The organism is Streptomyces sp. NPDC001194, assembly GCF_042896985.1.
GTDB lineage: Bacteria > Actinomycetota > Actinomycetes > Streptomycetales > Streptomycetaceae > Streptomyces.
Genome location: NZ_JBIAXU010000006.1, coordinates 92,487 through 104,653, shown reverse-complemented (window position 1 = coordinate 104,653; position 12,167 = coordinate 92,487). Strand labels below are relative to the sequence as shown.

General features: G+C 69.7%; 8 protein-coding genes and 2 pseudogenes. 5 read left to right on the top strand and 5 right to left on the bottom strand.

Annotated features, from left to right (window positions below):
* Nucleotides 1-941: 941 nt before the first annotated feature.
* From ACFY1T_RS16290 to ACFY1T_RS16280, 3 genes and pseudogenes are all read right to left on the bottom strand, one after another.
* Nucleotides 942-2,660 (bottom strand): amidohydrolase, encoded by a 1,719-nt coding sequence (locus ACFY1T_RS16290; RefSeq protein ID WP_390788688.1) that lies wholly within the window; start codon nt 2,658-2,660, stop codon nt 942-944.
* A 261-nt stretch (nt 2,661-2,921) separates the two neighbouring features.
* Nucleotides 2,922-3,119: pseudogene (locus ACFY1T_RS16285) on the bottom strand (winged helix-turn-helix domain-containing protein); the annotation flags it as partial.
* Nucleotides 3,031-3,330, bottom strand: a complete 300-nt coding sequence (locus ACFY1T_RS16280) for a hypothetical protein (RefSeq protein WP_390788687.1) — start codon at nt 3,328-3,330, stop codon at nt 3,031-3,033. The pseudogene ACFY1T_RS16285 and the gene ACFY1T_RS16280, both read right to left, overlap by 89 nt.
* 343 nt (nt 3,331-3,673) lie before the next feature.
* Here ACFY1T_RS16280 and ACFY1T_RS16275 point away from each other — a divergent pair, with 343 nt between their 5' ends.
* Genes ACFY1T_RS16275 through ACFY1T_RS16265 form a run of 3 tightly spaced genes read left to right on the top strand, consistent with a single transcriptional unit; the run spans nt 3,674 to nt 8,685 of the window.
* Nucleotides 3,674-4,252: a hypothetical protein gene (locus tag ACFY1T_RS16275; RefSeq protein ID WP_390788686.1), complete on the top strand. Its 579-nt coding sequence runs from the start codon at nt 3,674-3,676 to the stop codon at nt 4,250-4,252.
* 21 nt (nt 4,253-4,273) lie between these two features.
* The gene (locus ACFY1T_RS16270; protein ID WP_390788685.1) at nt 4,274-5,635 is read left to right on the top strand and encodes a lanthionine synthetase C family protein; all 1,362 of its coding nucleotides are present in this window, start codon (nt 4,274-4,276) and stop codon (nt 5,633-5,635) included.
* The gene (locus tag ACFY1T_RS16265) at nt 5,632-8,685 is read left to right on the top strand and encodes a lantibiotic dehydratase (RefSeq protein ID WP_390788684.1); all 3,054 of its coding nucleotides are present in this window, start codon (nt 5,632-5,634) and stop codon (nt 8,683-8,685) included. The genes ACFY1T_RS16270 and ACFY1T_RS16265 overlap by 4 nt, the downstream gene beginning before the upstream one ends.
* A gap of 182 nt (nt 8,686-8,867) precedes the next feature.
* Here ACFY1T_RS16265 and ACFY1T_RS16260 read toward each other — a convergent pair.
* Nucleotides 8,868-9,052, bottom strand: a pseudogene (locus tag ACFY1T_RS16260) (SDR family NAD(P)-dependent oxidoreductase); the annotation flags it as partial.
* Between the two features lie 211 nt (nt 9,053-9,263).
* Here ACFY1T_RS16260 and ACFY1T_RS16255 point away from each other — a divergent pair.
* Nucleotides 9,264-9,716, top strand: coding sequence for a hypothetical protein (locus ACFY1T_RS16255; protein ID WP_390788683.1), 453 nt, complete (start codon nt 9,264-9,266; stop codon nt 9,714-9,716).
* A 51-nt stretch (nt 9,717-9,767) separates the two neighbouring features.
* Here ACFY1T_RS16255 and ACFY1T_RS16250 read toward each other — a convergent pair whose 3' ends face one another.
* Complete coding sequence (locus ACFY1T_RS16250; RefSeq protein WP_390788682.1) at nt 9,768-10,730, bottom strand: hypothetical protein; 963 nt, start codon at nt 10,728-10,730, stop codon at nt 9,768-9,770.
* Between the two features lie 900 nt (nt 10,731-11,630).
* Between ACFY1T_RS16250 and ACFY1T_RS16245 the strand changes: the two genes are divergently transcribed.
* Nucleotides 11,631-12,161, top strand: coding sequence for a barstar family protein (locus ACFY1T_RS16245; RefSeq protein WP_390788681.1), 531 nt, complete (start codon nt 11,631-11,633; stop codon nt 12,159-12,161).
* The last annotated feature ends 6 nt before the right edge of the window (nt 12,162-12,167 follow it).

Genomic DNA, 12,167 nt, shown 5'->3' with positions numbered 1-12,167 from the left:
CCGGTGGGGTGGCTGGTGGCTGTTCTTGGCCGCCCCTGCCCTGCCCTACGCCGGTGTGCGGGCCAGGAGCAGGGAGCAGGGCCCGGCTTGGGGGCTGTGCCGGCCGGACGTCCATTGCGGCGATGAGTCTGCGCCGATCATGCGGCTGGAGGCGTTGATCCCTGGCGGCAGTCGTGAGCCTGTGGTCCCGCTCGTCCCGTTTGCCGGTCTGGAGAGTCGTGTTTTCCCCCTTCTGAAGCACCCGTTCCTCAGCAACCTGCCCCTGTGCAGCCGGCTGCGTCGCGTCGTTGGCATCCTGCGCTGGCTGTTCCTGCCGTGGTCCCGGCCACGCTGGTTGTGCCGCCGCTGGGTGCCGCGCTCGCGTTCATGGCTCGCTGGGACAAGGCGGTGACCGTGGTCGTCGCCTCGATCTGGTTCGCCGTCCTGGTCGCCGCTCCGGGCCCCAAACCCCCGCAGGTCGACGCGAAGCATGGTCCGCAGCCCACCGCGACCGTGACGGTACGGCGACACCCCCGCAGCCGGCCCCTTCCGGCCCGCCTCCTGACCCACCACACAGGTCACCTGACCAGCGAAGGAAGGGCACTGACACGGGATTCGGACCGAGAGCATCGCGTGTGGAACCGAGCGCCGTGTGCATCGCGGCGGGTCGGGCTGAGCAGCCGCGGTGCTGCGGCCCGGGACGGGCTGTTCCTGTCCGGGGCCGTGCGGTACCGGCCGCACGCGACGGACACACCGGTGGCGCCGCACGGAGGACGGCGCCACGGAGGGCACGCCCAGGAGCGGAGCCTCTCAGGAGGACGTCAGGATGATGCAGCCGGTCTTGCCGTCGGCTCCGTTCTTGCCGTTGACACCGGGGGCGTCGAAGGCGGATCCGGCCCCGCCCGCCCCGCAACGCCCGGCGGCCGCAGCCGCCGGGCGTGGTGGGGCAGGGGCGCGCCGGTTCAGCAGGAGCAGCCCCACTGCGGGGTGGGTGCGGTCGAGGGGGTTCCGCAAGCCTGTCCGGTGGGTGCGGGCGGGTGGACGGTGTTGCCGGCCTTGATGGTCTCGATCACCTTGATGTCGCGGATCTGTTCGGGGTCGACCGTCAACGGGTTCGCGCTGAGGATGACCAGGTCCGCGAGCTTGCCGGCCTCGATACTGCCCTTGCGGTCCTGCTCGCCGTACTGGTGGGCGGCGTTGATGGTGATCGCGCGAACCGCGTCCAAGGCGGAGACCTGCTGGTCGGGGCCGAGGACGTGGCCGCTGCGGGTGCGGCGGGTCACCTGACTGGACAGCACGGCGATCGAGTCCGGCAGCGCCACCGGGGCATCGTGGTGCGAGGTGTAGCGCAGGCCCTTGTCGAGTGCCCAGCGGGCGGGGGAGATGTCCTCCGCCCGCTTCTTGCCGAGAACGGTCTCGCGGTACCAGTCGCCCCAGTAGTAGGTGTGCATCGAGAAGAAGGACGGCAGGATTCCCAGCCGAGCGAACACGTCGACCTGGTCCTTGCGGGCAGTCTGCGCGTGAATCGCCACGGTCGGCCGCCGACCCGGCCCGGCGGCCTCGACTGCCTTGAGGAACTGGTCGATCGCCGCGTCACCGTTGACGTGCGCCAGGACCTGCCAATCCCGCTCGACCGCCGTAGCGATCTGCTTGGCCACCACCGCGTCGTCCGGCACCGCCGGGTACCCGCAGTAGTCCGCGGGCTGTCCGGGCGGCGGCGTCAGGTACGGCTCGGTGAGCCACGCGGTGCGCCCCTGCGGCGAGCCGTCCAGGACCAGCTTCACGCCGGCCGCGCGGACGCCGTCCACGTACTCGTCACTCACCCCGATCGGGTCGTCGAGCGTGGAGGCGGTTGCCTCATCGGCCTTCACGTACGCGACCACGTCGACCGGGAGCGGCACGGCGGCGGCCGTGTCCCGCAGCGCCTTGAGGTTGGCGAGGGTGGTGCCGCCCTCCTGCACGGTGGTGAAGCCGAAGCTCGCCGCCGTGGCCGCGCCCGTCGCGAACAGCATCAGCAGCACCCGCTGCGGCAGCCCCGCGAACGCCAGGTCCGAGGCCGGGGTGAACGCCTTCTCCTCCAGCACGCCGTCGGGCTCGCCGTACGAGGGCGGGACGGCGAGTTCGCGCCGCCGGATCACCCCGCCCTCGGGGTCGGGTGTGGCGGCCGAGTAGCGAAGCCGCTTCAGTCCGAGGCTGTTCACCGCGCCGAGGTGGAAGGACTGGTGGATGGCGAGGACCGGGCGGTCCGTGGACACCTCGTCGAGGTCGTCGCGGGTGGGGTGCCGGCGCTCGGCGAGCATCGCGTCGTCGTATCCGAAGCCGATGATCCAATCGGAGTCCGCACCCACCGGTCCCGCAGCCCAGGAACGCAGCTTGTCCTTCAAAGAGGCCAGATCGGCGACGTCGCCGTCCGGGTCGGCGAGCAGGTTGGCGATGACGGCCTGCAGACCAATCCCGCCGAGGTGCCCGTGCGCGTCGATGAACCCGGGCAGCAGGGCGCGGCCCCCGAGGTCCCGCACGAGGGTATCCGGGCCGCGCCAGCGTTCCAGCACCTCCTTCTCGGAGCCGACGAAGACGATGGTGCCGTCCTTGACGGCCACCGCTTTACCCAGTTCGTCGCCGTGCTCCGCGAGCGTGACGATGTCGCCGCCGTGGAGGATGAGGTCGGCCTGCTCGGCCATGTTGTATCCCGTTCGGTAGAAGGATGGTGAAAGCGGCCCAGAGCCTAGAAGCGACGCGGGCGAACTTCGCCGAGGACGGCCGGACTTCACCGGAACGGGGCAGCGCTGTCGAGGAACCGGGCCCGCGGAGGGGGCAAGGAAGCCGTCCCCGAGGTCACCGGTGTGGCGGTAGCACATCAGGCCCCGGACCAGCCCGGCCCTGATGCCGGCCGACAACCTCAACGTGATTACTGAGGTTGAAGGCGTGATGTCGGGGCCTGGTCATCGAGAATCCGGCTTCGTCCTCGAAGAGGCTCCAGGCCCCGAGCGCCGCCGCGGTCTTTCCGGGCGCGGCCACACCTCCTTCACCCAGCCGGCCACCGCCGCCTCGTCACGCTCGAGGGCACGACGGCAGGGAATCTGACTCCAGCCGCGTCTGCGCAGCATCTGCGAGATCCCTGACAGCGTCATGGACGGATAGGACGAGATCACTTTGACCGCTGAGGGGGGCGCGGGCAGACCCGCTGGTCAGGTCCCACAACCGCGCCACCGCGTCTACGCTGCCGGTGGCCAGGCTGCTCCCGTCGGGACTGGACGCCACGGATGTCACCTCGTCGGTGTGGCCGCTGAGAACGGCACGGGCCTCCCCTGTCCCTGCCCACCGCGACGCACGCCGCCGAACAGCCCGCACCGGCCCTCGTGCCGCAGGTTCTGCCGATGGGCGCGGTGGTCGCCGCGCTCCGCTCACGGTAGAGGACCGCACCGGTTACCAGAGGACCCGCTTCAAGCACTGGATCGCCGGCGGTACCTCGGCCGAGGGCTGCAACACGAGGGCGAGGCGGTGGTCCTGCCGTCCGAGGCGATCGGACCCGGAGCTTGGTCTCCTGGGAAACTAAACCCTGCCGAGCCGCGGCGCGGGGCCGGCGTGGAGTTGACCGCCGGGCACCGCGATGCCACGATCGAAGTGAGGCCTTCGATCGTCGGCGTTCATGCGCGCGATCCCTCTCGTTCGAGGTTCCGTAAGGAGCACGGCGATGGCTCATCCACCCGTTTCCGGTCCGAAACTCAAGGGATTCCCGGGGGACGGTGAACGGGACGGGCAGCGACGTCTGTATTTCACGAAGAACCTCGACTACTACGCCGAGTTCGCCGTCGAGGACGTGCAGCACGCCGAGGCGATACCCCAGGAGCGGTCGCCCTTCCGGGCCGGGGAAGCCACCGAGGTCACCCTCAGGGAAGGCGCCGTCGTCGCCTACACCCGCAACCGCGTCGCCCGCCCCACAGACGAGTTCGACCTGGATTTCCGGTGCCGGCCCCGTATCCGGCAGCAGGCAGACCCTGAACCGGGATCGGAGGAGGGCACATTCGTCCCATGCCCCAATACCTGCGAAACGTGCTGGGTGACCTGCCAGGGATCGACCTGCGGAGACACCTGCGAAGGCGGCTACAGCTGCTTCTACACCTGTTCCGACGCCGGGTGCACGGACACGTGCAACGCGTCCGAATGCACGCAATGGTGTTGTGAGGAGCTGACCGTCCTGGCCGACTGCGGAGCCAGTGACATCGGGACCGCGTGTGTGACCTGCGACATCACCTGCGGTTCAATCTGCTGACGCTGTTCACGGGAGGCCACGGTGAGGGAACGCGAGCTCACTCCGACGATGCCCGTCCGGGCCGCGTCGCCGCCGTGGAGCAGTGTGCTGACCGGGTCCCAGCGCGATGCTGCCCTGTCGGTGGCCCGTGAGGTCACCGGGCGGATCACGGACGGGAGGCGCGTCGCCGAGGCGCTGGGCAAGGCCGGCCGACAGACGCGATTTCCTGAGGTCATGAGGTGGCTGCCCTATTCTGTGGCGGAGGGCGATGCGGGTATCGCCGTCCTCTGTTCGTATCTCGACCAGTGGCGGCCCGGGCTCGGCTGGGACTCCGTCGGTCACGATTTCCTCGCCGCGGGCGTCCGTGCAGCCGAGCGGATCAGACCCCGGAACGCCGGGCTCTACAGCGGGCTGAGCGGACTCGCGTTCGCCGCGATATCGCTCTCCAGGGACGGCACGCGCTACCAGCGGCTGCTCGACGTCCTCGACGCGGAGCTGGCCCCCCACATCCTGACAGCGGCGGAGACGTTGCGGGGCACTCGGCTGGGCGTGCCTGTCGAGAGCTTCGACCTCGTCTCCGGCGCCAGTGGAATGGCGGCGCGGTTGCTGGTGCGCGATCAGCACAGTCTCCTCCCCGAGTTGCTGGAAGCCCTCGTCCGGCTGGCCCTGCCGGTCGGCGCGGAGCCGGGCTGGGGGACTCCGCCGGAGCTGTTGCACGAGAGCCAGCGGCAGGCGTATCCGACCGGCAACATGAATTGCGGTCTGGCGCATGGGGTTCCGGGTCTGCTGGCCGTGCTCTCTCTGGCTCTGCGGGCCGGGCTGGAGGAACCCGGACAGGCCGACGCGGTGCGCGCCGTGGCCGATTGGCTCGTGGAGCACCGCAGCGACGACGCCTGGGGCGTCAACTGGCCGTGCGCCGTTCCCCTGCCGGACCCCCGGGGCGCGCTCCCGCGGGGGTGGCCGCTCCCGGCCCGAAGCGCCTGGTGCTACGGGAGTCCCGGTGTCGCGCGCGCCCTGTGGTTGGCGGGGGAGACGCTGGACGACGACGGCCTGCGGGACCTTGCCGTGGAGGCGGTCGCCGCGGTGATGCGGCGTCCGCTCGATGCCCGCTCCATCAACTCCCCGACCTTCTGCCACGGCGTGGCGGGCCTGCTGCAAGTCGTCCTCCGCTTCGCGCACGACACGCGCCTGCCGTTCCTGACCGGGGCGGCCAAGCAGCTCGTGAGCCAGCTGCTTGCCGCTTACGACCCCGACAGGCCGGTCGGGTTCGCATCGCTGGAACCGGGTGACAACCCTGTGGACCGTGTCGGCCTTCTCGACGGAGCGGCAGGTGTCGCCCTGGTGCTGCTGGCCGCCGGCACGGACGCTGAGCCCACCTGGGACCGTCTGTTCCTGCTGTCATGAAGAAGGAAGCCGTCTACCGTCCGCTGGACTGGGCCATGATCAGGGCGCCCCTGCTCCCCGCGGACGCGGCGGCGGCCGCCGGGCCACCCCCCTGCGGCGGGTCCCTGCTTCCCGACGACGTGCGGGCGCGCCTCGCAGTCCTGGTGGCCAGCCGCGACCTCAGCGACGCCCTGGAACGCACGAGCCCGGACGGCCGGGCGGCGGCACGCGTCCGCGGCAAACTCGTGCGCTACCTCATCCGAATGAGCACCAGGCCGACGCCCTACGGGCTCTTCGCAGGCGTTGGCCTGGTGCGCTGGGCCGACGCCACTGACCTGGCCCTGGCGGCGACACCGATGCGGACCCGTACCCGTCCGGATATGGAATGGCTGTCCGACCTGGTCGGGAGCCTGGAACAGGACCCGGCCGTCCGTGCCGGCCTCCGGCTGGTGACCAATCCCGCGACGTTCCTGCGCGCGGGACGCCTGTGGCTGGTCGACGGGTCGGCCGTCGACGCCTCGGTCCGTACCACCGAGGCGGTGCGCCGGGTAGTGGAAGCGGCGGCACGGTCTCCGGCCACGGCCGCCTGTTTGGCGGATGTGGCCTGCCAAGTACCCGGGGCCACACCGGCGAAGGCCGCTCGGCTCGTCGACCGGCTATGGTCGGAGGGGTTCCTGCTCTCCGAGCTCCGCCCGCCCCTGACCGGTGGCGATCCCACGTCGCACGTGTACCGGTGCCTGGAAGGTGTGGAGGCCGGGCGGGACACCGCCGAGAGGCTTAGGGCACTCGTCAGTGACCTGGCGGACTGGGACGGGCTTCCGGTCGAGGACCGGGCCGGCCCCTGGTCCGCGCTCGTCCGGCGCGCACACGCGTTGCACGAGGTCCCGAAGCGCGGCGGGCCCTACCAGACCGACGCGGCACTCACGCTCCGGGGCCATGCGCTGCGGGCGACCGTGGGAGCCGAGGCCGCCCGTGCCGCTGAACTCCTGCTCAGGCTCAGTCCACACCCCGCGGGAAGTCCGCAACTGGCGGGATACCGGAAGGCCTTCCAGGCGAAGTACTCGGCGGGGTGCCACGTCCCGCTGCTCGACATGCTCGACCCGGAGACGGGACTCGGACCGTTGTCCGAACAGCACGCGGACGGCGTGGCGACGCGGACTCCGGGCCGGCGGAACCGACTCCTGATCGACCTCGCCTTGCGTGCCAACCGGGATCACCGGACGGTCGTGGAGCTGACGGACCAACACCTGGAGGACCTCGCCGGCCCATCGGCCGCTCCGGACGACTATCCACCCTCGCTTGAGTTGTCGCTCTTCATCGCCGCGGCGTCGCTTGAGCGGCTCGACGCCGGTGATTTCCAGCTGGTGATCGGACCCAACGTCGGCTCGGCCGAGGCCGGGCGCCACCTCGGCCGGTTCGCTGACCTGCTCGGTCTGCCCGCGTACCGTGCGCTGGAGGAAACGGTGCGAGCGGCGGCCGAACTGGACCCGGACACCCTGCCGGTCGAAGTGGTCTACCAGCCGGCGGCATCCCGCTCGGCGAATGTCGCGATCCGGCCCGCGCTCCGCAGCCACGAATGCGTCCTCGGTACCTTGCCCGGCGTGCCCTGGGAGCGGGTCGTGCCGCTGAGCGAGCTGGTGGTCAGCGTCCGCTCCGGCCGCTTCGTCGTGAGCTGGCCAGCCGCGGGGGCCGAGGTGGTGGCGGTGCAGGGACACATGCTGAATCTGATGGCAGCGCCGCCCCCCGCCCGGTTCCTGCTTGCCGCCGCGACTGACGGCCAGCGCCAGGTGAGCCCGTTCTCCTGGGGGCCGGCGGCCGGCTTCCTGTTCCTGCCGCGTGTGCAGCGGGGGCGCATCGTCCTCGCCCCGGCGCAGTGGCGCATTGATCCCACCGGCCCGCTCGCAGCGGCGCCCGCCGACGGATTCTCCCTCGCCGTCGGAGCCTGGCGCGCCGACTGGGACGTGCCGCGCCACGTCTACCTGGCGGTGGGTGACCACCGCCTCCTGCTCGATCTGGAGCAGAACCAACACCTCGACGTGCTCAGAGAGGAATTGCACGGGCTCCCCGACGGGCGATCGGCCGTCATCCAGGAGGGGCTGCCCGGCCCCGAGCATGCTTGGCTCCCCGGTGAGACCGGCGGCCACACCAGTGAGCTCGTCGTACCCCTCGTCCGCCGGCGTCGGACTGCGGAACGGACGGCACCCACTGCGCGGCCGCCACACGCCGTACGGACACCGGTACCCCCTCGATCCCGTCCGCCCGGCAGCGACTGGCTGTACCTGAAGCTGTACGGCAGTCAGTGGCAGCAGAACGAGGTGATCTCCGGCCCCCTGCGCACCTTCGGAGAGTTCGCCACCACCGCTGGGCTGTGCGACGGCTGGTTCTTCGTCCGTTACGCCGATCCGGAAAGCCACCTCCGCATCCGTTACCAGGGTGAGCCCGGCGTGCTCCTGGGCACGCTGCTCGGTCAGGCCGGCTCATGGGCTGCCGATCTCCTGCACGACTCCCTGTGTACCAAGTTCTCCTTCGACACCTACGAGCCCGAGGTGGACCGTTACGGCGGCGAAGACGGCATGCGGGCCGCGGAAATGGTCTTCATGGCCGAAAGCCCGGTGACCGCCGCTCTGTTGCAGGCCGGCGCCGAGGGCAGGGTTCCCGTCGATCCCCGGACCCTGGCCGTCGTCAGCGTCGACGACCTGCTGGATTCCCTCGGCATGACCGGCGACCGGCGCAGGGAGTTCTCGCGGTCGGCGGCCGCGGCCTCGTCGGCGGGCGGTACCGTCTACCGGGAGCTGCAGGGCGAGTTGAGGCAGTTCCTCGGCCGCCCCGGCCACCTGGACCCGGACACGGCGACGCTGTTCGAGGTCCGCCGTGCAGACCTGGCCCCGGCCGCCGCGCTTCTCGACTCCCTGACCCGCCGGGACCAGCTGAGCCGTACACGGATCGAGCTATGTCGAAGTTATGTGCACATGCACCTCAACCGCCTCCTGGGTACTGACCCGGCCCAGGAGCACATGACGCTGGACCTGCTCCGCCGCACCCACGAGAGCCTCGCCCGGTGGGCCGCGTAGTCCGTCAGGTCTGCCACATGAGCAAGGGGCCGTCGCGACAGTCCTCCTGGAGCGCCGCCTCGCCGGCCCCAGAGCCGGCGCAGGAGCAGTTGCACTTGCCGCTGTTGACGTCGACCAGCTGCCAGGCCCGGTAGGCGGGGCTGGTGTTCTTCGGCCACTTGCGGGAGGCGACCGAGCGGGCCGAACTTACCGGAGCACTCGACGGTGGCTGTCGGGACGCCCTCGTACGCGCCGACGGAGGCGATGTTCACGAAGTGGCCGCTGTCCTGCGCGCGCATGACGGCACGGCAGCGGCGATCCCGTGGAGCACACCCCGCACGTTCACGTCTACCATCCGGCCCCACTCCTCGACCCGCAGGGCGTCCAGCGTCATCGCGGCCTGGGGGCCAGGGTGGCGCCGACGCCGCCCTGGAGGGAAGCGTCATTGGAACGGTGGCGTATTTCGCTTTGATCCGGCATCTGACTTGTGTGTGTCCGGGGGACGGCGTCGGGCCGTGGTGGCTTGGATTCCGTCAGTGGTGGAGCTGTGTGCTCTACCGTCGGGTGAACGCGTAGGGGCTTGGGGGAGGGCGGGGACTGTGGCCACTCTGTTGGGGGAGCAGGTTCTGGAGGCGAGGGTGGAGTTCCGGTCGTTCGGCTTCCAGGAGTCGGACGACAGCGTGGTGCCCGTGCCGTTCCCGGACGATTTCAGGTGGGGTGTCTTCCTGCAGGAGCACGTCCGCCGGTTCGATCTTTTCAGTGCCGGTCATACGCATACGGCCTCGGTGACTGCCAGGGTCTGGGATGGCGAGCCCGACGCTGAGGGGGTGTGGGAGGAGCGGGCGGAGATCGACTACGAGTCGGTCACCGGCGACGTCGCCCTCTGGGGCTCGGGTCGGTCCCAGGACCTGATCCGGATCGGGAGGGCAGGTCTGTGGAGGGTCCGCGTGAGGTGTACTGGCAGGGCTGAGGTGGAGCGGGTGACGCGGGATACGGGGACGGCGTACGGGGTGGAGCGGTACGTGATCGATTTCTGGCCGAAGGCCGGGTGAACAGTGGGCCCGGCACGGGAGCGTGCCGGGCACACTGCGTTGGGGCCGTGGTCAGTTGATCTTTACGATGAAGCCGTCTTCGGGGCCGTCGATGATGCGGTTGGCGTTGTAGAAGCCGCGCAGCAGGGTTCCGCCGGCACCGTTTTGGTCACCGGGTATGGGCAGGACCGAGAAGTTGTTCCTCTCGACGTGCGTGTCGTACTCCTCGATCGCGGAGCCTTCGTAGGTGGAGGCGAAGGGGAACTCGTCGCATTCCTTGCCGCCGTCGGTGTAGTTCGCACCCCAGTAGCGCTTGCACTCCCGTACCGCGACGGCCCGGTTGCGCTCGAGACGCTTCTGGTCGAGGAACAGACGGTGCAGCGGTTCCTGGATCGTGTCGCCGGGGACGTTCTTCAGCGCGTTCAGCGGCTTGGTCGCCTTGGGGTTGGCGAACGCCTGCTTGATGTGCTCGGCCACGGCCTGCTCCGGCGCTCCGGGCTGGGAGCTGTACTCCAGGGTGGCGATCATGCTGAACGCCGCGCCGCCCTTGTTCGCGGGATTGCCCGCGCCGGTGGAGTTGCGGAGATAGGAGGCCGAGTCCCACCGCGGGGCGAACATGAAGGGCTTGCCCGTCTTGGGGCTCTCGCCCACCCAGCCCGCAGGGAGAGTCGAGGTCACCTCCGGCTGGTAGACCGCCGCGACCACGTCTGCCGCGCCGGCTCCGCTGCCCTGCCCGGGCGCGTAGCGCACGGAGTGCGTGTAGTGGGGGTTGGACCGCATCTCCAGCCACGTCTTGGTCACCGGCAAGGTCTTGCTGGTGACTGGTGTCGCGGCCGCCGGCCAGTCCGCGGCGATGTCGCCCTTGAGGCCGATCTTCAGACCGGAGACCCCCGTACTGCCGACCGCGGTGAAATCGGTGACGTCGTAATCGAAGTACATGGTGCGGTCGGCTTCCTTGGGAACAGTGCCCCGCACATAGACCGTGTACGAGCTGGTACCCACCGCACCGCTCTGCTTCTCCCACACGGTCGTCACCTTCAACCCCGTACACACCGCGAACCGGGACTTGACATACACCCGGGAGGCCCCGGCCAGATTGCCCCTGCACTCCTCCAAAGTCAGCGGGCCCGGGCCGGCTCCGGGTAGGACACCGCCGCCGGCGACATGAACGTCTGCGCCTCCGCAGGCTTCTCCGCAGGCGCGATAACGGCAGGGATTCTGGCCCGCTTGCCGTAGGCAGCCGCCGGCCCGACCACCTCCATCGGGGTCGTCTCAGCATCCTCCGGCAGCGCAGCCATCCCCAGCCGCTGAGCCCCGGTGCGTGCCTTGAGCTCCGCCAGCGTAGGAGTGACAGCGCCGGGCGCAAGCATGTAGGTCCGGGCGGTGAGTTCAGTGCTTGCATCTGCTGCCGCGGCCGTGGGCGCCCCGGGCAGGACGACTGCCACCGCAGCCAGAGCGGCTAACCGAGGAACATGACGTGTTAATGGTGCGAAAGTGATGATTCCCCCCAAGGTCGAGTAGGCAAGTGATCTCGCCCAACCGCCAAGTAATATCGAACACTTGGCCCAATCTGGAGGGAGTGTCATGTCTATGGCGCGATGTCACGAACTGCTTGGCTGATCACCGACGCAATGTCGGCGGTTCCACGTGGCACCCCTTGCCGGTAACGGAGCACGTATTGCGAGCAGCCTGCCGACGCCTGGTGCTGCCGTTTGGGTCTGAGCGGCGTGTGTGGCCGGACTGCGGTGGCGAGGCCGACCAACGCCCACTTCGCCGGCGCTCCTTCGAGCAACGGGGCCAGCCCCGCGCCGGGCACCGACTGGCCCAACTGGTCACACGTCGGGGTCGTAGACGACGGAGGTGGTCAGGCCCTCCTAGGCGAGCGCGAGGAGGTTTTGGCTTTGACGCCTAGGCCGTTTCGTTTGGATCTAGACTTTGCAGCTCGCCGCCATGACCGGCTGCCAGCAGTCGACGGCCTGGATCACTGGAGGGAGAGTGGCGGTGTACACCGTGCCCTGGTTGCACGTGGTTGCGAAGCAAGGCGCTCTGCCTGTCGATCTGCTACTTCCCGTGACCGGCAGGACGTACGTAGCGCGTCTCGACGGCCGGGAGATGCGCGACACGGACGCTGTGTTCCAGCAGTTCTACGACGGACTGAGGCTGCCTGATTACTTCGGGTGGAACTGGAGTGCCCTCTCCGACTGTCTGCGTGATCTGAAATGGCTGTCTTCGGACCACTGGGTGTTGATCGTCGAGGCCGCGGATGAGGCACTGTCGGGCGATCCCTCCGAACAGCGGCTGCTCTTCAACACCCTGCTGCGGGCAGGGCGGCGATGGTCCTACATACAGCGGCCCGAAGGCATCGAACTCGGCAGGCTCGTTGTTGTCATGTCTTGTGACGCCCCGTCCGTCCCGTCCCTGCAGGGACGGCTCCAGTCATGTTTGGAAGAGACGGCTTCGTCATAGGGCCTC

Excerpts from the sequence above, each read along its gene's own strand:
- ACFY1T_RS16290 (WP_390788688.1), bottom strand. The coding sequence starts at position 2,660 with ATGGCCGAGCAGGCCGACCTCATCCTCCACGGCGGCGACATCGTCACG.
- ACFY1T_RS16275 (WP_390788686.1), top strand. The coding sequence starts at position 3,674 with ATGGCTCATCCACCCGTTTCCGGTCCGAAACTCAAGGGATTCCCGGGG.
- ACFY1T_RS16265 (WP_390788684.1), top strand. The coding sequence starts at position 5,632 with ATGAAGAAGGAAGCCGTCTACCGTCCGCTGGACTGGGCCATGATCAGG.